Genomic DNA, 23,398 nt, shown 5'->3' on the forward strand with positions numbered 1-23,398 from the left:
AGCGCTCAACATTTGCCGCTGACCGGGCGCCCAGCCGCCATCCACTCTCCCCCCCGGTGGGGGAGATGCCCGGCAGGGCAGAGGGGGGCAAACTCGCGCGACGGCCGCGTTCATCTCAATACGGCGCCTCGCACTTGCCCATGCCGACGTAAACCGTCTTCAGCTCGGTATAATGCTCCAGCGCCGCTGCCGAATTCTCGCGGCCGAAGCCCGACTGCTTGGACCCGCCGAAGGGAATTTCGACCGGGCAGAGATTATAGGTATTGATCCAGAGCGTGCCGGCCTCCAGCTGATCGACCACGCGATGCGCACGGGAGAAATCGGCGGTGAACACACCGGCCGAGAGGCCGAATTCGGTGGCATTGGCCCGCGCGATCACCTCTGCCTCGTCCTCGAATTCGAGCACGCACATGACCGGCCCGAAAATCTCCTCGCGGGCAATGGTCATGTCGTCGGTGACATCGGCAAAGACGGTCGGCTGGATGTAGAAGCCTTCACCCGTGACGCTGTTCGGAATGCCGCCGCCGGTGACGAGCGTTGCGCCCTCCGCCTTGCCCTTGTCGATATAGGACAGAACCTTTTCGCGCTGCGCGAGCGAGACCATCGGCCCCATCTGCGTCGCCTCGTCCTGCGGGTCGCCGATCACGATCGCCTCGGTGCGGGCCTTCAGCCGGGTGAGGAAAGTGTCCTTGATCGCCTTGTGCACGAAGACACGCGTACCGTTCGAGCAGACCTGGCCGGTCGAATAGAAATTGCCGAGCATGGCGCCCGAAATCGCGCTGTCGATATCGGCATCGTCGAAGACGACGAGCGGTGACTTGCCGCCGAGTTCCATGGTGACATGTTTCAGCTGCGAGGCGGCTGCGCCCGCGACCTTGCGGCCCGTCGGCACGGAGCCGGTCAGCGACACTTTGGCCACATCAGGATGGGAAACGAGCAGCGGCCCGGTCTCGCGGTCGCCCTGAATGACGTTGAAGACACCCTTCGGTGCCCCCGCTTCGATTAGGATCTCGGCGATTTTCAAGGCGCCGAGCGGCGTCACTTCCGACGGCTTGAAGACCATGGCATTGCCGGCGGCAAGTGCAGGCGCGCCCTTCCAGCAGGCGATCTGCTGCGGATAGTTCCAGGCGCCGATGCCGACGACGACGCCGAGCGGCACGCGCTTCGTGTAAGCCCAGTCGCCACCCAGCGGGATCTGGCTGCCATTCATCGCACTCGCGATAATGCCGCCAAAGAATTCGAAACTGTCGGCACCCGAGGTGGGGTCGGCGACAATGGTTTCCTGGATCGGCTTGCCGGTATCGAGCGTCTCGAGCTCGGAGAGCTCGCGGTTGCGGGTCCGCATGATCTCGGCGGCCTTCTTCAACACACGGCCACGCGCGGTCGGGCTGAACGCAGCCCATTCCTTCTGCGCCCGCTTGGCTGACGCAATCGCCTTTTCGATGATCTGAGGCGTTGCTGCATGCAACCGTGCGATCACCTCGCCGGTTGCCGGATACACGTTCTCGATAACGGTTCCGGCTCTATCCTCGACATATTCGCCGTCAATGAAATGCGAGGCTTGCGGTTGGGCTTTCATGTCCTGTCTCCAGACCGTTGGTTTCTCTCCACCTCCCCCTTGAGGGGGGGAGGTCGCCGCAATGCGGCGGGCGGGGGTGATCTTGTTGTCAAGCGTCATTGCGGTCGTCACGGTTCACCCCAACCCGGACCTTTGGTCCGACCCTCCCCCTCAAGGGGAGGGTGGGCGGCGAGCTGCCCCGTCACATAATCCTCGACCAATGCGACAGAGGCATCAATCGACAAGGGTGCGGCCTTCAGAGATTGCCGGATATAGAGCCCGTCGATCATGGCGGCAGCGCCATCGGCAATCCTGCCCGCGTCTTCCGCGCCACAAAGTGGCTTCAAGCCCGACATCAGGTTGGAATGCAGCCGCCGCGCATAGACGACGAGCAGCCGGCGCACCTCTTCCGAGCGCTGTGCTTCCGAGTAAAAGGCAAGCCAGGCGGCGACCACTTCCGGCGCGAACTGGTCGGCCTGGAACGACACGCGAATGACGGCCGAGACCCGCGCGCGCGGCGTTTCAGCCGCAGTCAGACCCGCCACGGCATCGGTCCGCAATTGTCTCAGCAGCGAGCGGATCGTTTCGATCAGCAATTGCTCCTTCGAGCCAAAATAATGATGGGCGAGCGCCGGTGACACGCCAGCCTCGCGGGCAATCTCCGACATGGTGACGGTCAGCGAGCCATGATGGCCGATGGTTTTCAAAGCAGCGTCAACCAGCGCCTTGCGACGCAGGGGTTCCATTCCGATCTTCGGCATTTCCGTCTCCTGTTATTGACAATCTTAATTTTGATTGACTGATCAATCAAGAAAAAACTGAGGCTTTGAAGAGGCGATGCATGGCGGCGTGGTTCGTGATTGCGTGAATTGTCTTCGCGGTGCTGCCCCGTCACCGCACAGCCTGCATCATGGGTTTTGACGCAAAACTTTCATCCAGTTGTCACACAAGGGAAAGGCTTTGTTGACGATTGTCACCCAGATTTATCTTCATAAAAACAAATGGATATTGGAGAGATCTCTAATGGGCGCAGGCGTGGCGGAAGATCTTGGAGTGCTGCGTCGCTTCGCCAGCGATCAGCTTGTAACCCTTGCCAAGCTGGTGGTCGAAAACGCCTTCCAGCCGATCGTCGAAGTCGGGACGGGGGCTGTCTTCGGCTATGAAAGCCTGATGCGCGGCCATGACCGGATCGGCTTTTCGTCGCCGCTCGATCTTCTCGATCAGGCGGCTGAAACCGACCAGCTTTTGCCTTTGGAACAGATGGTCGCAAGCCGGGCGCTTGCCAAATTCGCAACCGTGCCCGATTGCAGCCACGCCACCCTCTTCATCAATCTTGATGTGCGCCTGATTGCCCGGGGCAATGCGCTGGTCGACACCCTGCTGGAGCAGCTCGCGACGGCGGCCATCCCGCCATCCTCCATCTGCTTCGAGCTGTCGGAACGCTTCGACAACACCCGCGTGCCGGAATTTGCCGATCTGATCACGCGCCTGCGCCGCACCGGCTTCAAGCTGGCCATCGATGATTTCGGTGTCGGCCACGGCGAAATCAAGCTGCTTTGCGATTATCCGGTCGACTATGTGAAGATCGACCGCCACTTCATCTCCGGCATTGATGCGGATCCGCGCAAGCGCCACCTGGTCAAGAACATCGTCAATTTCTGCCATGTGCTGGGTGTGCGGGTCATTGCCGAGGGCATCGAGACCGAAGCCGAATTCGTCGCCTGCAGGGATTTCGGCGTCGATCTGGTGCAGGGCTGGTACATTGCCCGCCCGACAACGCTGGTCAGTGAATTGAAGGGCGCCTTTCCCCATCTCCAACTCGTGGGCAAGGTTCGCCGTAGCACGCAGTCGCTGGACGAGATCCTGATCCGCAAGCAGATCGAGCATCTGCCGACCGTTTACGAGCACGAGAACATCGACCACGTCTTTGATCTCTTCCGCCGCAATCCGGGTCAGTCCTTCTTCCCGGTGCTGAACGCCAATGGCGAACCGCGCGGCATCATCAATGAGAGGCACCTGAAGGAATTCATCTACCAGCCCTTCGGTCGTGATCTTTTGAAGAACAAGGTTTATGAGCGGGCGATCTCCCATTTCGTCGACCGCGCGCCCATCGTCGGCCTCGATGCTGATGCAGAACGCCTGATGACGATCTTCGCCAATATGGAAGGCTCCGACTGCGTCATCCTGACCGAAAACATGCGCTATGCCGGCGTCGTCTCCGCCGCATCGCTGATCCGCATCATCAACGAAAAACAGCTGAAGACCGCGCAGGACCAGAACCCGCTGACCAGCCTGCCGGGCAATCTCGCCATCCGCGATTTCATGCAGGATATTGCCCGCGACGGTGATGAAACCCGCTTCTTCTGCTATTGCGATTTCGACAATTTCAAGCCGTTCAACGATCACTACGGTTTCCACCTGGGTGATCATGCCATCAGCCTCTTTGCCGCGCTCTTGCGCCGCTATTTCTTCTCCGATGGCGATTTCCTCGGCCATGTCGGCGGCGATGATTTCTTCATCGGCGTCTCTGACTGGACGCGCGAGGAACTGACCGAAATACTCGACCGCCTGCTGTCGGATTTCCATGACGACGTGATCCAGCTTTATTCCGAGAGCGACCGCAAGAACGGCAGCATTCGCGGTATCGACCGCCACGGCCAGGAACGCGACTTCGACCTTCTACGCTGCTCGATCGGCGTGCTCGAACTGCCGAAAGGCCTGGTCATCGACGATGTCAACCGCATCGGGACTGCCATCGCCGAACTCAAGAAAAAGGCAAAAGACAGCGAAAGCGGCCTCGCTTTTGATGTCTATGGTCGGGGCTAAATTCTCCATCATTGTCAAACGGGAGATTTGAACTGCGCTGGGCGCAGTTCAGCTCGCCCTGCGATAGCCCCAATCCACCCGTGGCAATGAGCCTTCTTTTCATCACAACCCCGCTGCTCTATGTCGAACCCTTGGCAATCACGAGGGAGATGCGCGCGATGGTGAGCCCGAAGAGCATGCGGTTTGTTGAACTCAAAGGTCATGGCGGCCCGGAGGTGATGGCGGTCGCAACCGGTCCCGTGCCGGAGCCTGCAAAGGGGGACATTCTCGTTCGGGTCGAGGCCGCGGGCGTCAATCGGCCGGATGTCGCCCAGCGCCAGGGTGCCTATCCGCCGCCGCCCGGTGCCAGCCCGGTGCTGGGTCTCGAGATTGCCGGCGAAGTCGTGGCGCTTGGCGAAGGCGTGAGCGGGTTTGAGATCGGCGACCATGTCTGCGCGCTCGCCAATGGTGGCGGCTACGCCGAATATTGCACCGTGCCGGCCTCCCAGGCCCTGCCTTATCCGAAGGGTTATGATGCCGTGAAGGCAGCGGCACTGCCGGAAACCTTCTTCACCGTCTGGGCCAATCTCTTCCAGATGGCCGGGCTGACCGAAAGGGAAACCGTGCTCATCCATGGCGGCTCGTCCGGCATTGGCACCACCGCGATCCAGCTCGCCAAAAGCTTTGGCGCAACGGTCTATGCGACAGCCGGTTCGGCGGAAAAATGCGCCGCCTGCATGGATCTCGGCGCCCAACGCGCGATCAACTACAAGACGGAAGACTTCGTCGAGATCGTGAAGGAAGAAACGGCCGGCAAGGGCGTCGATATCATTCTCGACATGGTGGGGGCTGCCTATTTCGAGCGCAATCTGAAAGCGCTCGCCAAGGACGGCTGTCTGTCGATCATCGCCTTTCTCGGCGGGTCAACGGCAGACAAGGTCGATCTGCGCCCCATCATGGTCAAGCGACTGACCGTCACCGGCTCCACCATGCGCCCGCGCAGCGGGCAAGAGAAACAGGCAATCCGCGACGAGCTTCTCTCGGAAGTCTGGCCGCTTTTGGAGGCGGGCGATGTCGCCCCGGTCATCCACGCGGTCATGCCGTTCGAAGAAGTGGTCGAGGCCCACAGGCTGATGGAAAGCTCGGCCCATATCGGCAAGATTGTGCTGAAGCTGGGGTGAGGGGCAGGGGCCAGACTCCCTCTTCTGTGACAGGACCGCCGATCACATCCCGCGCCAAGGCCTTCATTTCGCCCCCTTCTTAAGAACCTGTTAAAACCTGCATCCCTGTCGGAGGTCCTCATGGCGCTTGGCGCATCGCATCGTTTGCAGGATGGCGTTCTGGCCGTCGAAACCATGACGCGCTTTGCGCTGGCCGTGCTGGCGCTGGCGTCGGGCGTCTACACCTATCTTGGGGTGCGCAGCCTTCTGGATGGTTCGCCAACGGCGGTCTTCTTCGCGGCCATCATCTATTCGGCCTCGGTCTCGGTCGCGATCTATGCCTTCTGGTCCTATATGGCGCGCTTCTATCCGCATGTGACGGGTACGGCGGCGCGCAGCGCCATGATCGGCGTCATGGCGCTTGGCTGCGCCATGATCATCGCCATGTCGAGCTGGCTGAATGCGGCAGCGCTGGCCGGCTCCGCCGCCCTTGAACAGCATCTCGCCGAAACCGTGCAGGATTACACCGCCGATCTCGACCGGGCGCATCAAAATGCCCTGGCAGCCCAGAGCCTGCTGCCGGATATCCAGCGAACCTCGGAGCGCTTCTCAAGGCTTGCCGAAGACGAGCGCCAGAACGGCGCGCTGACGGGCACGACGGGAGCGGGCAGCGTTGTCCAGCTGCTGACGCAGATGTCGGCCCAGTTGAGCGAGCTTGAAACCGGCATCATCGCCTCCCGCGAACGGGTCACAACCCTCTTCGATCAGGGCAGGGCGCATCTGGCAACCATGCGCACACTGGTTTCCGCTCCCGGCGCCGTTGCGCCCCGCAGTGATGACTTCTCGGCAGAAGTCGTGGCGCTGTCCGGCGTCATCACCGCGCTGGAACAGACCTCGATTGCCCCTTCCGTCAAGCGCGCGGCGGAAGACCTCTCGCTCGGCTTCATCGCCCCGGTCGCAGATGGCCGGGCAGGGGATCTGGCAGAGCGTCAGGATCAGGTCATGCAGACGATCCGCGCCTCGGTTTCCGCCCAGTCTGAGGTGCTGTCGCGGGCCGCAGACGACATTCTCGCCCGCGAACCCGTCCCCGAACGCCGCTTCGTGCCGCTCTCCTCGGCGGAAGCCGTGTTGCGCTATGCCGCCGATTTCATTCCGGCCTGGGCAGGGGCGATCTCGATTGACCTCCTGCCCGCCGTCCTCGTCTTCATCCTCGCCGTTGTCCATGGCGCGATCCGGCGGCAGGAGGAGCGCATGCCCTTTGCCCAGCGGATCACGGCGGCCGAACTTCTGGAGGCAATGGAGGTCCAGCGGGCGCTGAGCCGCCAGGGCATGGATGTCAAGGAGGGCATGGATGTGGAACAGGCCCTTCAACAGGCGGAAAATGAGGACGAACCGGCCCGCACGGAGAGCAACATCACCAGCCTCGATACGGCGGCCAAGGCACCGCGAAAGGGGCCGCCCGCGTGAGACCCGCCTCGCTGTTCCAGCGTTTGAAGACGGCGTTTATGCGCGCAGACGACGCGCTGTTGATGCGCACCGCCTTCTTCGGCCTTCTGGCGGCGGCAGCGGCCTTCCTCTTTGTCGATCTCAGGGAAATGACGCTCGCAAGGGCGGAACTGCCCGGTTATGACCCGATGACGACGCAGAGGCCGGTGCTTCCGCCAGCGCTGACAGACGGCATGCCGCAAATGCCACTCGTCCAGCCGGAAACCGCGCCGGAGGTGCTGCGCCAGCCCATGCGCTTCGAGCTCATGCCCGGCGGCGTGTTGAAGGCGGAAGGGGCAATCGATCTGGGCGCTGGCGACCGCTTCGCCGAAGAAATCGCCGCGCGTGGCGAATATGTGAAACTGATCCTGCTGAATTCTCCCGGCGGCTCCGTCGACGATGCGCTGTCCATGTCGACCCTCATCCGCGAAAAGGGCCTGACGACGAAAGTCGCCTCCAAAGCGCTCTGCGCCTCCTCCTGCCCGCTCGTCTTTGCCGGCGGCCTGGCGCGCGAGGCCGAAGAAGACGCCATCCTCGGCGTCCACCAGGTCTTCAATGGCGGCGAGGACCGCCCATCCCCCGAACAGGCCATGTCCGGCGCCCAGAGCACCACCGCCCGCATCGCCCGCCATCTGGACGACATGGGCGTCGAACCCGGCCTCTGGCTCCACGCGCTCGAAACCCCGCCCGACCGGCTCTATTACCTGACCCCGGAGGAACTGGCGGCGTTCAAGCTGGTGACGGAGCCTGTGGCGACGGCGCGCGAGGGTGGATGATGGGGGGAGGGCTGTTTGGGGGTGGGGCGGGGAGGGGAATGGAATGGCTGTCGGATGCGGTCATTGCTCTTGCCGGACCGAGTTGCTGTACGAGATCGCCTCGCGAGATAAGATGCCCCGGATGAGGCTTACTCCTCCCATATACGTGCTCGCCCGCTTTGACCTGAGGTCAATAGGACCACGCATTCTTGATAAACAGCTCTATCTCTTCGGGCTCGATCGTCTCCTTGGTATCGGCGGCGTCCGCAACAACGATCTTGGAAACGTCGAGTGCCTTCAGGACAGCCTTCGATCCGATCCAATCGTTGTTCCACAACGGTTCTGGCTTCCCGTTGACGATCTGGCAGATCGGCTCCTTGCTGACGAATTCCAATCCCACGGCCTTTGGCTTGGTGACCCGCTGCAGCCAGATTTCAAGGTATCCATTATAAGGAAGTCGGGACATCTTCTTATGGACATGGCCCCACAAGGCCTCTTTTTCATCCTGCGACGCGATGGAGATCAGGTGGCTCAGGATGCCAGCCACGGCCGGGAACGTGCCTGGCGACACCATTGCGATATCCGTGGCAATCGCAACCTGTACCCCGAGATCGTCGGGCGTCATCTTCTGCTTGGCGATTTTGGTATGCATCTCTCCAACTAAGCGCTTCAACGCGCCGCTGTTGGGGAAACGGCGACCGAAGGCATGCAAGCGCATCAATTGCTTCTGTATGGTCTTCGCGTTCGCCTCGCCGAGATCCTGAAGGTCGATTCCGGCAAGTTTATCTGGTTTGATCGACCCTTCGATGACATTGGTGGCCGACACGGTCTTCGACACGCCCAGCTTCATGCCAACGGTTCGCAAGGTGTCGCTGACGACCTTAAGGATTCTCACTGCATGCTCGTCGCTATTGGTGAAAATGCGATAGTCGTCTCGGTAGCGCAGGATCCGGAAGTCGGCCGGCGGACCCAGCTCTTCAGTTATCAGGTGATCGACATAGCCAAGGACGATTTCGGCGATGAAATCCATGAGGACGGAACCTTGGGGGATGCCATTGGTCTGGCCGTAGCGGCTCGCCTGTATATGGCCGTCGATCTGGTTGCCCAAGAGCTTCTTATCTGTCTTCCCTTTCTTTGCTGCCTCGAGGCCATGCAGTGCCCAAGCGATGCTGTGGGTATACAGGGAGCCGTAGCAGTCCGTGACATCGGTATGCAGGATATGCGTAAAGTCGAGCGAATGAAGCAGCGAACTCTGTTCGACCTGCTGCCACCAGCTCTGGATCTGCGCAGCTTGGTCGGACTGATCGTCGACCGACATCACCAGTGAGCTGCAACAATCTACGGCTCCGCCTTCGAAACTGGCTAATTGCGCGAGGATCTGCTTCCAATTGCCTTCGTCGCATATCAAGTTGACCAGCGATACGTAGATGACGGGGTGTATCAACTCCAAGGGACGCCACGCAAACCGTCCATCCTTGTTGGAGAGAAAGATGTGATTCACGTCTGACAAATGGTCGGGATTCGAGCTTTTGACACCCGAGAAATGACCATCCTTGAGTGCGGCGGCAACGTCCGTGATGATCGGGCCAAAATTCAGGTACTCTGGAAAGTCCCCATTGAAATAGCTCGTGTCCTTAAGAAAATGCGCCTTTGCCTCGGTTGCGGTCAGTTCAGTTAGCTTCTTCATAGATCGCTCACCCGCACAAATGGCAGGCCCGTCTCGGCGGCTTTCCGGGCTTTATCCCGAAGCAGTTTGTCGAGGGATATGCCACGCGACAGGGCTTCATGCATGTCTAAACCGTCCATGCAAATGATCCGCTTGGCACGGCCAAATGCGGCCAGACCATCTGCCGAGAAGCCCGCATAGCTGACAAAAAGACCACGCGACCAGTCGGATTTCTCCCCGATCTTGCCCTGAAACACGTGGAGATCGGCCGCATTCGATGGCGCATTCTGCCATTTCGCTTCTAAGAGATAGGTATGACCGTCGAGCTGGAAGCTTCCGTCGATCTGCTCGCCTCGGTTCCGAAACCCCTTGTGGGCTTCCAAGCGGTAGGCGTCGAACAGGTCGCGCAGAAACTGCTCGAACGCGTAGCCACGCGGATGGGGGGCGAGCGAACCAAGATCAAGCAATCGCTTGGTGAAACCGGCCACTTTGGTGGGATCCAGCACGATGGCAGACGTCGGCGGCGCTGAGGGCGTCGGTTTGTCCCATTGGCCACCAATGCTTGAGATCAGGGCCTCCATTCGGTTATCGATATTGGCTAGTGTTTCCTGTTCGCCGTCCCGTTCCATAAGGGCCTGACGGTAGTCCCACAGGGCCTTGATGGCCTTAACCACGGCCGGCAGGCTTTCATTCTGGACGAAATATCGGAAGCGTTTGGCTTTCGATCCACCTTCGACCGAGTAACGGGGATGATCAATGTCGATGCCGACTTCTTCGCGAAAGAATTTTCCGAAAGTCTTGTCCGAAAAATTCAGGACGTACCCGCTACCCATGCGGAAAACGTCGTCAAGAAGTAGCATCTGCACGGATTTGAGATTAGGCATGCCAAGTTGTAGCTCCGTTTACCCGAACGGGAAGCACGTTGGACTACAATCTATTGTGGGTATCGGGCATCGCGCAAGTCCGGTATGCGGTTAACCGCACGCAGCGGTGATCAGGCGCCGCCCGCCTTCTCAAGAATCTCGGGGCGCAGCTTGAGCAACGACGGCTTTTGGGAAACGTCCTGCGAGCTCCAAACGACCTAACTGAAAGCGCCTCCCACACACTCGCACTCCTTCTTGCCCCCCAAATCCCCCCAAATGGAACGCCCTCCGCACCGCAAGCGTCTTGCCTTGGCGTAACGCTCGCGACACCTCGCCGTGTCGCGCGCGCAAGACCGGGAAAGGAGCGCTGAATGACTGTCGTGCTGGCCACCGTGTGTGAAGATGGTGTGGTGCTGGGATCGGATTCGCAGATCACCGACAAGGGGCGGGGCATGACCTATCCGGCCGAAAAGCTGCACCCCTTGGGCGAGGCGGCAGCCTGGGGTGGCAGTGGTGCGCGCTCGGTGCTGAACGATGTCAAACGCTGCTTCAATGAAAACAGCGCGGCCATCCTGGAGGCCTCTGACATTGGTCGTGCCTTGCAGGGCCATGTCCTGCCGATCCTGCGCCATCACTACGAGACCTTCATCGAGGATGTGCCGGGCGAGGAGGGCGGCGGCACGCCCTCGGCCTATGTAATGGCTGCCGGATGGCGCGATGGCGAGCCATGGATTTACGAGATCACGCCGTCCGGCATGATCGGCCACTATACCGATATCGGCTTCCACGCGATCGGCAGCGGCGCGCCCATGGCCCAGCAGGCGGGTTCGCTGCTTTCGCATTTTCACTTTGCCGAGCGCTCGGTGAAGTTCGGCTGTGCCGCGGTCCTGCGCGTCCTGCAGGCGCTGGATCTCACCTCCGCCAGTGTGGGCAAACCGTTCAGCCTGTCGCGCATCACCAAGGACGGCGCCCATCACCTGAGCGATGACGAGATCGAAGAGGTCGGCGCGCTTGTGCGCCGATGGGAAGAGGCCGAACAGAAGGTCATCGCCAAGATCTTTGACTGACGGCTGCCCGGTTCAGATCCCCGAGCCATCCAGTTCTGTCTCGTCCTTGCCCTCCCAGGCCGGTGGCCGCACCATGGCCTCCATGTTGACCCCCGGCAGCGGCATCCAGCATTTCAGCTCCGGCTCGGCATAGGAAATGATCACCCCCGGCGTCGAATCGGCGGAGCGCCAGCCATCAGCACCGAAGCGATCGCCATTTGACCAGTAGACGAGATCGACGGCGCCCGGTCCCTGCTCGGATGCCCGGATGGTCACCAGAATGCGGCTGCCGTCTCTCGGGGCGGTGCGCATGTTCCGCCAGCGGATGGTTTCGTCCATGTCTTCTCCTCCCATTCTCGAAAGCAAGTGTCGCCTGCCCGACATGTGCGGTCAACCGGGATCGGCAGGCTGAGCCGCGATGCGGCTCGTGCCCGCGAGACTTTCGTGTCCCCTGCATATGTCGTTTGCCTCAAGGTGAGCGTCACGCTACCTTCATCTTCGGTTGAGGAGCCGATAACAGGGGAGGATTGTTCATGAGGCGCATGTGGCCTGAGGAGTTGAAAGGCATCTTTGATGGTGCCGAAGAGGTGATGCTGGATATTCCAAGATCCGAGCGGGATGCCGCGCCAGCCGCCAGCACGCAAAGAGCCGCCTTGCGCATCCGCATCACGGAAGAGGATTTCCAGCGCATCTGGCCGCTTGCCGAAAAGCGCTACCGCCTCGATGGCCGCTTTGCCGGCAAGGCCGTCACCTTGATCGTCAACAATCCCCATTACCACGCCTGGCATCCCGCCGATGGCGGCACCGAAGAGGCGACAGCCGATAGCGGCGTGTCCTACAGGATCAAATACATCACCGCCCATATGCTGCTTGATGATGTGCGCGAGGAGGTCGCCGCCTGAAATCGGCGCCCGCCTCCGGCATCGGCAACGGCAGGCCGCAACAGCGGCAAGTCCTGGTGATGTGATCGCGGTTAGATTGACAGTCTTGGAGCGGGGACGCCACACTCCTTGGCCTGAGAGCGGGATGTGAACCTGGTGATTCTTGCGGCTGAGCCCTTGATCTGTCCATGGCATGTCCAGGGCCAGACCGTTCCAGGGCCAGACCATGGAGACCAGCCGCAATGGCAAGACGCCGGCATGCGCAGAGGAGGGACCATGCCAGGGCGCTGGCCTTGCTGCTCTGTGGTGCCGCTCCCCTTGCGCGCCAGCATGTCCGCCGGGACGTGGGCAAGCCGGATGCTGCGATTGCCCATCTGCAGTCTGCCGCCCTGCTGGCCGAGCGTTTGCACCAGTCCGACATCTGCCGCGCGGTCGTCACCGCAGCCTTTGATCTGGCGGGCCGGCTTTTTGCGTCCGGACGCCTGTGGCAGGCCTGCCTGCTGCTCGATCTGCTCGATCTTGAGGATCAGCGCCAGTTTTCGCTTTTGACCAATCTTCTGCGCCGAACCGGTCAGTTTGAGAGGCTGGCCGAACTCCTCGATGAGGAAATGCACAACCGCCCCTTCGATCCCTTTCTGGCATCGGCGCGCTTCACGCTCGCGCGCGAAATGCTCGACTGGGAGTGCCTTGCCCGCCACCGCACTCTGATGGCAAGTCCCGACAGCGGCTTTGCCGCCGCCCTTCTTGGAAGGGAACCGGCAGCAAGCCGTGTTCTCTGGGCCGAGGATGAGGCCATGGCCCATCGGCCCGTCCAGGAAACGCGCTGGCCGAAAGAGGCGCGCCCGCCGCCGAGATATGCGATCAGACCCGCCGATCAGCCCCTGCGCATCGGCTATCTTCACGACCAGTTTGATGATGCGCGCTCGGCAGACACCATCATGGCCGTACTGGCGCAGCATGATCGCAGCCGTTTCGAGATCTGTCTGTTCGATGATGGGCGCCTCCCGCAGCGGCCGGAACCGCAACTCTCAGGCCATCGGCGCATTTCAATCGCCTCGCTTGATGACGCCGCCGCAGCCTCCGAAATCCACCGCCATGGCATCGATATCCTCGTTGACCTCAAAGGTCCCACGCTCGGTGGGCGTCGCTGTCTGGTCGATCACCTGAAAGTCCCGCTGAAACTGGCCTGGCCGGTCTTCCCCGGTCCGCTGCCCCGCATGCCCGAGGGCCTCGGCTGCGACTACCGGATCACCGATGCCGTCCTCTTGAGCGAGGAAGGCCGCCGCCTTGCGTCCCACCATCATTGTGTCCTGCCGGAATGCGCCCTCCCACAGGGAAAGCGCATGCCGGTCGAACTCGCTGATCGTGCAACGACGGTGACAGCGGGCGATCCGCTGCCGGAAGAAGCGCTGGTGATCGCGGGTTTTGCCCCCGCCTATCATCTCAATTCCGCAACGCTCGCGCTCTGGGCCTCGGTCATCACCGCCATTCCGGAGGCCCTTTTGTGGCTGCAGCGGCCGCACGCGCTGCCTGGCCGCAACATCATTCAGGCGCTCGCCGGGCATGGCATATGCCCCTCTCGTATTCTCCACGCGGATCCCATGCCGCATGAAGCTCATCTGACGCGTCTGGGCCTTGCGGATCTTGCGCTGGACACTCTCCCGGCCAATACGCCCCAGGCAGCGGATTTCCTTTTTGCCGGGGTCCCGGTTCTGACGCTTAGCGGCCAGACCGCCGCCGGGCGGCAGACGGCCAGCCTGCTTCAGGCGCTTGGTCTGCCGGATCTGATCTTTGCCCGGTCCTCGCAAGTGGTGGAGGCGGCCGCAACCCTTGTGCACGATCCCTTCCGCCTCTTGGCACTGCGCCAGCGTATCGAGCGCGCCCGCGTCCGCAGCCCGGCCTTTGATGCAGAACGGCTCTGCCGTCATCTGGAGGATGCCTATCGGATGATGGCCGAACGGCTGAGGGCAGGGCTGGCGCCTACCGATATCCAGGTGCCGCCGCGACCGGCCAGCAGCCAGTCCCGCCAGCTTCAGTCGTGAACGACGCAGCCCTGCTGAAAAATGCGGACAAATCTCGGTGCACCCCAATTTTGGGTCGCCGCCTTGCCAAGTCGGCAAATCGAGCCTACCTTTCTCATGTCGTCAACGTAACGAAAGGAAGGTGATCCAATGTCTAGTGAGATTTCGCTCCGCGGTTTGGGCTTTGGAAAGGTAACGGTCTCGACGGGGCAGCCCTCGGCCTGATACGACCTTCCTGCGGATGGTTTTCGCCATCCCGGTTCGGTTGCGGACCAAATTTCATGGGAGCCACCTTCGGGTGGCTCTTTTGATTCCCGGTGTTTTGATTGATGGCCTTGGCGGAGGTATTTGCGACCCGATTATTCCCAGGCCATCGTGCCAAAGCCCGGCAGTTTCAGCGCCAGAGGCGCGACATCGACACCAGCCACCAGCCCGAGGAAATTGACCTCGAAACCGCTGCGCGCGCCAACGGACAAGCCGGCCAAGCCGCCAAGGCTCAGATGCAGGTCGCGCCCGTCTTCATCCAGCGCATAGAAGGCCCCATGCGGCAGGTAATCGCGCCCCACCGCATCCGCCGGCAGCACGGCATCCAGTTCCGGCACGGAACGCAGCACATGCGCCACGAATGTATTGGAGTTCGGCCCCGGATAGATCCGGTAACCACCGGCCTCACCATGCGGATAGCTTTCAATAGCGGCTTCCACCTTGGGGATCAGCGCCTCCGCTTCGGCACCATGGACGGACGTGACCAGTCGCGGCGGGTTGGAATACCAATAGGCATCGGGCGCACGGTGGTTGCGCCGGATGGGGGACGAGCCCCAGCCCACCTTGTCATAGCGCTTGTATTCGCCACCCTTTTCCTTGGTCACGATCCAGGCATGGCTCGCCAGCGCCCCCTTCATGCCGCCGGTCATGGCGGAATAGACATAGATCGCCGCTTCCGGCGATTGCGCGGCACGCGGCAGGATACCGGCCGATCCCCATTTCGCCTCGCTCCAGCGCGCCGGTCGTTCCTGTGTTGCCCAAAGCCCCGCCGAAACCAGGCTCGGCAGGATGAAGACAAGGATCAGGACGGACAAGAGACGCAAGGCGGTTTTCAATCGTGGACCTCGTGCATTGGGTGGGACTGCGCTATGTAGCAGGAACAACAGGAACATATTGAGGCACAGCATGAACAATCCAGTCACGGTCGAGGTCACCCGCGGTCACATCGTCGAGAGCCGCCATCGCGGCATGGCCGTCGTGGTCGATGGCGATGGCGGGATTGTCTTTTCCGCAGGCGAGATCGAGTCCGCCGTCTTTCCGCGCTCGGCCTGCAAGGCCATGCAGGCCCTGCCGCTGGTCGAAAGCGGTGCCGCCGATGCCTATGGCTTCGGCAACAAGGAACTGGCGCTTGCCTGCGCCTCCCATTCCGGTGAGCCGGAACACGTCACGACCGCCGCTCGCATGCTGGCCTCTGCCGGGCGCGATGAAACCACGCTCGAATGCGGTGCCCATTGGTCGTTCAATCAGCCGGTCCTGATCGATCAGGTGCGCAGCCTCGACCATCCGACCAATCTGCACAACAACTGCTCGGGCAAGCATTCGGGCTTTGTCTGCACCTGCTGCCATACGGGGGAGGACCCGACCGGCTATTCCACCTATGACCACCCGATCCAGCAGGCGATCCGCGGCATCATGGAGAGCCTGACAGGCGCCACGCTCACCCATGACAATTGCGGCACGGATGGCTGCTCGATCCCGACCTATGCCGTGCCGCTGAAGGGGCTCGCCCATGGCTTTGCCAAACTCGGCACGGGGCAGGGGCTGGAGCCGATCCGCGCGCTCGCCGCCCGCCGCCTGTTTGATGCCTGCATGGCCGAACCCTTTTATGTCGCCGGCACCAAACGCTTTTGCACCCGCCTCATGGAAGTGGCGCCGGGCAAGATCTTCGCCAAGACCGGTGCCGAAGGCGTTTTCTGCGCCGTCCTGCCGGAAAAGGGCCTCTCCTTCGCCGTCAAATGCGAAGACGGCGCAACACGCGCCGCCGAAGTGATGATCGCAGCCCTTCTCGCCCGCCATTTCGAGACGGACAGTCAGGAACAACGGGCCCTCGCCGCCATGGCCAATCCGACCATGAAGAACTGGAATGGCATCGAAGTGGGCGAGGTGCGGGTGACGGATGTGATGCGGGGGTGAGGAGCGAAGAACGAAGATATTGAAAAACCCAACTTGATGGGTTAAAGTACTGTATGGTCACTGTGTTTCGCAAGCATGGCATGCGCTTTGTGATCTACACAGCCGATCACGAGCCGCCACACGTGCATGTTTATGGTGACGGAGAGGCGCGGATCGATATTTTGCGACTGACAGTAATCACCCAGGGCGGCATGTCTGATCGGGACGTAAGACGCGCAGTTGATGAGATTGAAGCCCAGCAGGAAATGCTGATAGATATTTGGCGGCGCTATCATGGCTAACATAGATGATCAGGAACTTCAGGCCGCAAGGGACCGATGGCTACAAGAACGTGCGCAACGTCCTGTCCCCATGGCAGCCCGGTTTGATCGCAAGACGGAGCGTGTCATCGTCGACTTCACCAATGGCGCAGCCTTCATGGTTCCAGCCCGCGCCCTTGAGGGTCTGGCCGATGCCACGACCGATCAGCTCGCTGAAGTCGAGCTTCTCGGCGAGACCGGCCTGCATTGGGAAAGCCTGGATGTCGATTTCACGATCACCGGCCTGATGAGCGGTGTCTTCGGCTCACGCGCCTTTCACGAGGCGCAAAGCCGTGGCGGCCAGTCGCGCTCACCCGCCAAGATCGCGGCAAGCCGCGCCAACGGGTCCAAGGGCGGTCGCCCGAAAAAGGTGACGGAGCAGGGTTAACTCACCCCTCCTTCACCCGCGTCTCCCACATCGCCTTGAAGGCCGGGCGCGACTGGATGCGCGAGAGCCAGGCTGCCGTCTTCGGATGGGCGTCGAACAGCGGCTGATAGGCCTGGGCGTATCGGACGATCTCGCCGAGATTGATATCGGCGACGGTGAAGCGGTCGCCCACGGCATAGTCATGCGTGGCGAAATGCTGTTCGAGCACGCCGAAGGGGCGCGACAGGATGTGCGCCACTGCCTTGGCCTCCGCCTGACCCGCCTCACTGTCGAGGCGCCCTTCATTGACCGCCATGGAAATCTTCAGCGCTTCGGTCTCGATCGACGTGGCGGCAAACAGCGACCATTGCAGCATCTTTGCCTCTTCTGAAAGATCGGCGGGGGCGAGCGGCCCGCCCTGCTTTTTGGCGATATAGAGCGTCTGCGCCAGCGACTCGTTCAGGATCAGCCCGTCATCATCGATGGTCGGAATGCTGCCCATCGGATTGACGGCCAGGAATTCCGGCGAACGCGTGTTCATCGGTGCGCCGTCAGCCATGGGATCGGCCAGCCGATAGGCCTGGATGACCGCGACCAGTTCGAAGGAAAGCCCCAGCTCCTCCGCCAGCCAGAGAATGCGGGTCGCGCGTGATCTGTAGACGCCATAGATTTTCAGCATGCCGGTCTCCCTTGGGTTTGAAGGAGAAGCTAACCCCTGTCCATGGTTTGGAGAAGTGCGGCGCGGGTGAAGTCGCGATGAATTTCCGTGATGCATCCGGTCTGTTGACATCACCTGCCGATACGGATTATCCAACCGTCAGGGTCCGCAGTTCACCCAGGCGTCACCGCTCCGATGAGGAGAGCTAAACCTGCAGCTTTAACAGAACATCTCGACGTCAGCGCCTTTCTCGTCCCCGTCGGAAGTCGGTGACCACCGGCCATGCGAATGCGCATGGGATCATCCAGGGCACCGATCTGAGGACGATGACGATGTCACGTGAAGTTCTAGCTTTCGAAGCGCCCGACCTGTCGGCGCTTGCCCGCGTTCTGAAGCGGGAAATCGATGCGAGGTCCGAAAAGCCCGGCCATGTTGAAATCCTCAACATGCTGGCAAAGGCCATCGGCTTTCGCAACTACCAGCATCTGAAGGCGAGCCGGGCCGCGCAGGACAGGCTTGCCAATAAAGCGCCGCCCGCACCCTTGATCGAGGTGGATTACCGCCGTGTCGAGCTGACCGCCCGATGCTTTGCGGGAGGTGATGTGCTTGTTCGCTGGCCGGGCAAATACAATCAGCAGCAATTGGCGTTATGGGTCATGTGGTCCTATCTGCCGGCAGGGGAAGACATGGCCGAAAAGACGGTCAACACGGTGCTGGCGCGTCATAACGGCTTCGATGACCATGTCCTTTTGCGCCGCGAACTCGTCAATATGGGGCTTCTGTCGCGCACCCGCGATTGCCGTCTCTATCGCCGGGTGGAGAAAAAGCCACCGCCGGAAGCCATGGCGCTGATCCGCCTCGTCCGTCGGGCGCAGGCTGTCTCTACACGCTTCTGACGAGATCCTGCCGGATTGGCACGCGAAAGGCGTGCCTCTCCGTCATCCCGTGCTTCTTTGCCGTTGGGCCTCGACAGGACTGGTGATTGCGCTTTGCGCCCGCAGGAGCTGCGTGGCGCTGTCTCGATCGATCGCCTTGGAAAAGAACCATCCCTGGCCGGCCCCGCAACCCAGCTTGGCCAGGCAGGCGGCCTGTTCGGCCGTTTCAATGCCCTCGGCAACGACATCGATGCCCAGCCCTTCGGCGATGTCGAGCAGGCACTTCGTGATCACGGTACCGTCGCGATTATCCATGATCCGCCGGATGAAGGCCTTGTCGATCTTCAGGAAATCGACAGGGACGTCCAGGAGATGGGTGAGCGAGGCATAGCCGGTACCGAAATCATCGAGCGCGATGGCGATACCCTTTGCCCTCATGGCCTTCAGCTGGTCGTAGACCACCTGGTCGCGTGCATCGAGATAGACATCCTCGGTCACTTCCACCACGATCTGGGACGGCTGGATTCCATGCGCTGCGAAAGTCTGGCAGATGCGATCGGTCAGGCTCCCGCGCCGGAAATCGGCGGTAGCGAAATTCACACTGATGCGCCCCGGATTGAGGCCGAGATCGATCCAGTGACGCATGTCGCGTGCTGCGGTCTTGATCATGTAGTCAGTAATGCCGAGCGCCACATGGGCGTCTTTCATCGCTTCCTGAAACTGTCCGGCCGGGACGATTTCCCCGCTGCGGTTGCGCATCCGGCAGAGCGCCTCCCAGCCGCGAATACGATAGGTGCCAAGCTCGAAGATCGGCTGATAGTGGGCTTCCATCCGATCCTCGCGAAGCGCATCGGTCACCTCCCGAATGGAGCGGAAGCGATTGACGATGGCCGTGCCAAGCCCATGCACAAAGGGAATGTAGCGTCCGCGTGCATGGTCCTTGGCGTGATAGAGCGCGTAATCGGCATTCTGGCGGATCTGCGTTACTGTTTTCGCGGACCGGCTGTCTGCCCCACCAAGGGTCATCGAGGGATAGATGCTGTTGCTGCCACATTCGGCTTCATGCGGGATGGCTTCAAGAAGTCGCGCCGCAACAGTGTCGAGCGGTGTCGTTTCGCAACTCGAAACGATGACGGCGAATTCGTCTCCGCCCAGGCGAAAGGCCATGCCCGGTTCGGCAACGCCGGCCAGGCGAGCGGCAACCGCTCTGATCATTTCATCGCCGACATGATGACCAAATGTATCATTCACGAGTTTGAGGTTGTCCAGATCACCGAGGATCAGGCCCCAGTGACGACCACTGTCGGCCTGTGCCTTCAAAGCCCGCTCGAATTGGGATCGATTGGGCAGCTGGGTCAGCTGGTCGATTTCGGCCAGCCTGCGCCGTTCGTCGATCCGGATGTCCCGTTCCAGGGCGATGGCGCAAAGCTGCACGCAGGTTGACACAGCCCGCTTTTCGAACGCGGAGGGGCCGCGCGGCACCCGATAATAGAATGCAAAGGTTCCAAGCACGCGACCGGAGCCCATGATGGGTGTCGACCAGCAGGCCTTCAGCCCTATCGCAAGCGCCAGATGCTTGTAATCCTGCCAGAACGGATGGGTTTCGATGTCCGTGACGATCACTTGTTTGCCGCTATGGGCGGCAGTCCCGCAGGAGCCGACACCGGGGCCGCTCATCGTCCCGTCGATCGCGTTGATATAGTGCTGTGGCAGCGATGGACCGGCCAGATGGCGCAAACGCCCGTCAGCCTCGACCCTGAGGATGGAGCAGACCAGATCGGGCACGACGGCCTCCAGCCTTCGGCACAGTTCCTCGATCGTATCGACCACCGGCTGCCCGGTCGCAATCATCTCCAGAATGGTGTTCTGCAGTTTTGTCAGCATCGCCTGAAACCCGCCAAATGTGATGGGTCAGATAGCCATATGACTATTTAATTAGTGATTACGAATTGATGCGGAGGCCTCGCTTTGCCATTTAGGGCTAACAATGGGTGAAAATCGAGCGCAAGTGCCGGCCCGAGCCTGCTACCGGCTGCGATTATCGGCCAGTGTCAGATGCGGATAGGCCTTGGACCCTCCGATCAGATCATCCGTGACCTTTTCCCGCCAGCGGTAGCCGACGATGGCGCCCTGAGGGGCCTCGGATATCAGATTGCCGGCAATCAGGGTCTTGCCAGAGCCTTCGACCACCGAGACCGCAATGCCAACAGGCACTTTGCGAATGATGTTGCCACTGGCCACCACGTCTTGGAGGTAGGGTCCCCAGCCGAGCATCAGCCCATAGGTCGCCGCAGTCTCGATCACATTGCCGGTAATCACCGTATCCGCCTCGGCGGCGATGCCAAAGCCGAAGCCGGCGCCCGTATGTTCGTAGGGCGCGGTCAGCGTCAGATTGCGCAGCAGGTTGCCGGAAACGGTTGCCAGCCTCCCGCCCACGTCCAGATTGACCACCAGAATGCCGTTTGCCGCCCCATCCACGAGATTGTCCGAAATGATCGCGCCCTGGAAGGCAAACTCCGCATAGATCGCCGTCTCGCCGGAATTCAGGCAGGTATTGCCGCGCATGACGATGTTCGACGCAGAATTGGCCCGCAGCGCCGAAAATGCGCAGTCGCGGATATGGTTGTCGGCGACGAGAACATTGTCGGCGAGATAGATGTTGATGCCATTGCCATGCTGGCCGGTGCCGCCGTCCAGAGCGGCAATCCGCTCGATGCGATTGCCTGTGACCATGGCCCCGTCATCGCCACTCGTCCAGCGATGGATGAGGATGCCGCCATTGCCGCAGTCGCTGACATGGTTGTCGCGGATGGTCAGGGCCTTGCCTTCAAGGCTCAGCACCCCAGCCCTGGAAGCACCGCTGATCCTGCAGGTGTCGATGCGCCCGCCGCAGCGCTCGAGGTGAATTCCGTTCTTGGCGCTGCCCAGGATCTCGCATTCATCCAGGACGAGCGTCTCGACATTGCGAAAGGAGAGAAGCCCGCCGGCATCTTCCGCCAGACCCTGACCGCCGCCTTCAAGCGTCAGGCCCGACAGGGCCACATGTCGGCAGTCCCGCGCTGAAAGCAAGGGGTCCGTGCCGCGATGGACCAGTCGTGTCGCACCCGGAACGCCCGAAAGACGGCTGCCATCCGGCAGATCGAGGCTCGAGACTTCGTATCGTCCGGGCGGCAGAAAGACCGGCTGCCGGATCGAGGCGGCCCTTGTGATCAGCTGCTGGAGAGCGTCGCTCTGATCGTCCGACCGATCGGGCAGGATCCCGGCATCCCCCGCATCAAGGCCGCCGCGCAGCGGACCATCGGCAAGTGTCTGGGCCGACGGGATACGGGGCAGGGCCAAGCCAAGGCTCGTGCCGGCAATTGTCGTCAGCAGAGTTCGCCGTGTTGGCATGTCGCTTCCTCAATCAACCTCATGAATCGAAGGTCCCATGAGATCAGGGGCGGTGATGTGTTTCGGTCAACATAGTTGGCCGAAACGGAAGACGCAGGCAAGTCGCCACAGCCTGGTCCGCGCCAATCCGGCAGCCGCTTGCGACGCTAGCTTATTCCGTCAAAAGTTTGCGCCAGATCAAGGCGATGCATTCATGACAGGCTAATTTACAGTCATCGATAATGCGCAGGGGGTTCTCATGCTTCGATTGGCTGCCGTCCTTTACATTCTGATTGCCAGCGCGCTGGGCGGCGCTGCGGTCATCCTCGTTCTCAGTCTGAACATGATGGGCGGCTGGCAGATCGCCGGTGCCTTTCTCGTGGGCTGTCTTTTGTCTTTCCCTGCGGCTTGGTTCCTCGCGCGCAAGATCTACGGCGAAATGAACGGGCCACGGCACGTGTGAGAGTGTAGTACCGCTGCCGATGGGCGCGGCTGTGATTTCCTGAGTACTGGGTCGGGGCATGCGATGCGTGACGTCTCCTGGCGGAGGAGTGTCGCCTTTGATGGCTGGCATCGTATGCTCTGTCGGGCCGGCATATCCTCGGGGGAGGAGGTGCCGGCCCTCTTTTCTGCGTGCCGACCGCTCAACCTTGGTCGCTTGATCCTTCCGTGGCATCAAGCTGTGCCGTCAATTGCTCCAGGCCGGATGTGAAGCGATCGTAGAGCCGCGCGAAAGTCGCGACCTCTTCCGTCGACCAGCCGCGCGTCACGTCGGCCACGGTTTCCCGCTTGACCTCTTCGAGTTCGGACATCAGTTGCTCCCCGAGCCTTGTCAGCTTGACGATACTGCGGCGTCCGTCTTCCTGCGACACACCGCGTTCCAGATAGCCCTGCCGCACGAGATCCGCCACAATCCGGCTGCCGCGTGAGGGGTCGATCCGCATATGCTCGGCGATCACGCCAATCGTCACCTCCTTGTGCTGTGCCATCCGCTTCAGCACGCCGATTGCGTCGATATCGGAAAGGTCGATCCCCGGGTTGACCCGCTTGATCGCCATCCGACCGATGAAGCGACGACCGATCAAAAGCCGCATGCGCGTCATCGTCTGGCCGATTGCGATCAGATCGGGGTGATCCTTTGGCAGTCGATCCCGTGCCGTTTCGCCATCTGAGCTCATCACCTGCATCCCTTGCCGGTACCCATCGCGCTGAAGTTCTGTCACGCACATCTGGAGCATTTCCAGCCGAAGCGTGATCGCTTCGGCGTCGGACAATGCATTAAAGAACAAAAGCATAGAGCATATAAGGTGATACCGAGATCACCGAAAATGCTCTATGCCGCGAGCCTATCCAAAAAACATGCCAAAGGCAATTATGTGCTATTGACATATATTTGCTCCAGGCACATTTTT

Annotated in this window: 22 protein-coding genes; 12 read left to right on the forward strand and 10 right to left on the reverse strand. The window is 61.1% G+C overall.

Translation table 11 applies throughout. The features are described from left to right. Nucleotides 1-115: 115 nt before the first annotated feature. Both betB and betI read right to left on the reverse strand, forming a co-directional pair. On the reverse strand, nt 116-1,579 hold the full coding sequence (betB, locus tag FE840_RS09375; protein ID WP_138288347.1) for a betaine-aldehyde dehydrogenase: 1,464 nt from the start codon (nt 1,577-1,579) through the stop codon (nt 116-118). 107 nt (nt 1,580-1,686) lie between these two features. Further along, nucleotides 1,687-2,319: a transcriptional regulator BetI gene (betI, locus tag FE840_RS09380; protein WP_138288346.1), complete on the reverse strand. Its 633-nt coding sequence runs from the start codon at nt 2,317-2,319 to the stop codon at nt 1,687-1,689. 262 nt (nt 2,320-2,581) lie between these two features. Here betI and FE840_RS09385 point away from each other — a divergent pair, with 262 nt between their 5' ends. The 4 genes from FE840_RS09385 to FE840_RS09400 all read left to right on the forward strand — a co-directional run bounded on the left by FE840_RS09385 (nt 2,582) and on the right by FE840_RS09400 (nt 7,784). Continuing rightward, the gene (locus FE840_RS09385; protein WP_138288345.1) at nt 2,582-4,384 is read left to right on the forward strand and encodes a GGDEF domain-containing protein; all 1,803 of its coding nucleotides are present in this window, start codon (nt 2,582-2,584) and stop codon (nt 4,382-4,384) included. Between the two features lie 158 nt (nt 4,385-4,542). Beyond that, nucleotides 4,543-5,544 (forward strand): NAD(P)H-quinone oxidoreductase, encoded by a 1,002-nt coding sequence (locus tag FE840_RS09390; protein ID WP_171033751.1) that lies wholly within the window; start codon nt 4,543-4,545, stop codon nt 5,542-5,544. A 120-nt stretch (nt 5,545-5,664) separates the two neighbouring features. After that, nucleotides 5,665-6,990 (forward strand): hypothetical protein, encoded by a 1,326-nt coding sequence (locus FE840_RS09395; RefSeq protein ID WP_138288344.1) that lies wholly within the window; start codon nt 5,665-5,667, stop codon nt 6,988-6,990. Between the two features lie 38 nt (nt 6,991-7,028). Continuing rightward, complete coding sequence (locus tag FE840_RS09400) at nt 7,029-7,784, forward strand: COG3904 family protein (RefSeq protein WP_138288343.1); 756 nt, start codon at nt 7,029-7,031, stop codon at nt 7,782-7,784. Nucleotides 7,785-7,953: 169 nt separating this feature from the next. Here the strand turns inward: FE840_RS09400 and FE840_RS09405 are convergent, their stop codons facing one another. Together FE840_RS09405 and FE840_RS09410 are read right to left on the reverse strand one after the other, a co-directional pair. Further along, entirely contained in the window at nt 7,954-9,450 is a 1,497-nt protein-coding gene (locus FE840_RS09405) for an RNA-directed DNA polymerase (protein WP_138288342.1), read from the reverse strand. After that, the gene (locus tag FE840_RS09410; protein ID WP_138288341.1) at nt 9,447-10,313 is read right to left on the reverse strand and encodes a restriction endonuclease; all 867 of its coding nucleotides are present in this window, start codon (nt 10,311-10,313) and stop codon (nt 9,447-9,449) included. The genes FE840_RS09405 and FE840_RS09410 overlap by 4 nt, the downstream gene beginning before the upstream one ends. A 350-nt stretch (nt 10,314-10,663) precedes the next feature. Here FE840_RS09410 and FE840_RS09415 point away from each other — a divergent pair, with 350 nt between their 5' ends. Further along, complete coding sequence (locus tag FE840_RS09415) at nt 10,664-11,359, forward strand: Ntn hydrolase family protein (protein WP_138288340.1); 696 nt, start codon at nt 10,664-10,666, stop codon at nt 11,357-11,359. Nucleotides 11,360-11,371: 12 nt separating this feature from the next. Here the strand turns inward: FE840_RS09415 and FE840_RS09420 are convergent, their stop codons facing one another. Further along, entirely contained in the window at nt 11,372-11,677 is a 306-nt protein-coding gene (locus FE840_RS09420; RefSeq protein ID WP_138288339.1) for a hypothetical protein, read from the reverse strand. Between the two features lie 203 nt (nt 11,678-11,880). Here FE840_RS09420 and FE840_RS09425 point away from each other — a divergent pair, with 203 nt between their 5' ends. Together FE840_RS09425 and FE840_RS09430 are read left to right on the forward strand one after the other, a co-directional pair. Then, nucleotides 11,881-12,240 (forward strand): hypothetical protein, encoded by a 360-nt coding sequence (locus tag FE840_RS09425; RefSeq protein ID WP_171033759.1) that lies wholly within the window; start codon nt 11,881-11,883, stop codon nt 12,238-12,240. 221 nt (nt 12,241-12,461) lie between these two features. Next, nucleotides 12,462-14,261 carry an O-linked N-acetylglucosamine transferase family protein gene (locus FE840_RS09430; RefSeq protein WP_171033750.1) on the forward strand — a complete coding sequence of 600 codons (1,800 nt, stop codon included), beginning with the start codon at nt 12,462-12,464 and terminating at the stop codon, nt 14,259-14,261. Nucleotides 14,262-14,599: 338 nt separating this feature from the next. Here FE840_RS09430 and FE840_RS09435 read toward each other — a convergent pair whose 3' ends face one another. Continuing rightward, the gene (locus FE840_RS09435; protein WP_138288336.1) at nt 14,600-15,340 is read right to left on the reverse strand and encodes a DUF3750 domain-containing protein; all 741 of its coding nucleotides are present in this window, start codon (nt 15,338-15,340) and stop codon (nt 14,600-14,602) included. A gap of 70 nt (nt 15,341-15,410) precedes the next feature. On the opposite strand from FE840_RS09435, the gene FE840_RS09440 reads away from it, so the two are divergent. The 3 genes from FE840_RS09440 (at nt 15,411) to FE840_RS09450 (ending at nt 17,105) form a co-directional block, all read left to right on the forward strand. Beyond that, on the forward strand, nt 15,411-16,418 hold the full coding sequence (locus FE840_RS09440; RefSeq protein WP_138288335.1) for an asparaginase: 1,008 nt from the start codon (nt 15,411-15,413) through the stop codon (nt 16,416-16,418). An 80-nt stretch (nt 16,419-16,498) separates the two neighbouring features. Beyond that, entirely contained in the window at nt 16,499-16,699 is a 201-nt protein-coding gene (locus FE840_RS09445) for a DUF4160 domain-containing protein (RefSeq protein ID WP_246318740.1), read from the forward strand. After that, a complete protein-coding gene (locus FE840_RS09450) occupies nt 16,692-17,105 on the forward strand; it encodes a DUF2442 domain-containing protein (protein ID WP_138288333.1) in 414 nt (137 codons plus the stop codon). The genes FE840_RS09445 and FE840_RS09450 overlap by 8 nt, the downstream gene beginning before the upstream one ends. Nucleotide 17,106: 1 nt before the next feature. Here the strand turns inward: FE840_RS09450 and FE840_RS09455 are convergent, their stop codons facing one another. Then, nucleotides 17,107-17,763: a glutathione S-transferase family protein gene (locus tag FE840_RS09455; protein WP_138288332.1), complete on the reverse strand. Its 657-nt coding sequence runs from the start codon at nt 17,761-17,763 to the stop codon at nt 17,107-17,109. Between the two features lie 311 nt (nt 17,764-18,074). Between FE840_RS09455 and FE840_RS09460 the strand changes: the two genes are divergently transcribed. Continuing rightward, a complete protein-coding gene (locus tag FE840_RS09460; protein ID WP_138288406.1) occupies nt 18,075-18,638 on the forward strand; it encodes a DUF2087 domain-containing protein in 564 nt (187 codons plus the stop codon). Between the two features lie 42 nt (nt 18,639-18,680). On the opposite strand, the gene FE840_RS09465 is transcribed toward FE840_RS09460, so the two are convergent. Together FE840_RS09465 and FE840_RS09470 are read right to left on the reverse strand one after the other, a co-directional pair. Beyond that, complete coding sequence (locus tag FE840_RS09465; RefSeq protein WP_138288331.1) at nt 18,681-20,501, reverse strand: bifunctional diguanylate cyclase/phosphodiesterase; 1,821 nt, start codon at nt 20,499-20,501, stop codon at nt 18,681-18,683. Between the two features lie 141 nt (nt 20,502-20,642). Further along, on the reverse strand, nt 20,643-22,007 hold the full coding sequence (locus tag FE840_RS09470) for a TIGR03808 family TAT-translocated repetitive protein (protein WP_138288330.1): 1,365 nt from the start codon (nt 22,005-22,007) through the stop codon (nt 20,643-20,645). Nucleotides 22,008-22,245: 238 nt separating this feature from the next. On the opposite strand from FE840_RS09470, the gene FE840_RS09475 reads away from it, so the two are divergent. After that, nucleotides 22,246-22,449 (forward strand): hypothetical protein, encoded by a 204-nt coding sequence (locus FE840_RS09475; RefSeq protein WP_138288329.1) that lies wholly within the window; start codon nt 22,246-22,248, stop codon nt 22,447-22,449. A gap of 181 nt (nt 22,450-22,630) precedes the next feature. On the opposite strand, the gene FE840_RS09480 is transcribed toward FE840_RS09475, so the two are convergent. After that, a complete protein-coding gene (locus FE840_RS09480; RefSeq protein WP_138288328.1) occupies nt 22,631-23,164 on the reverse strand; it encodes a MarR family winged helix-turn-helix transcriptional regulator in 534 nt (177 codons plus the stop codon). Between the last annotated feature and the right edge of the window lie 234 nt (nt 23,165-23,398).

The sequence above is a fragment of the Peteryoungia desertarenae genome (assembly GCF_005860795.2).
Lineage (GTDB): Bacteria > Pseudomonadota > Alphaproteobacteria > Rhizobiales > Rhizobiaceae > Allorhizobium > Allorhizobium desertarenae.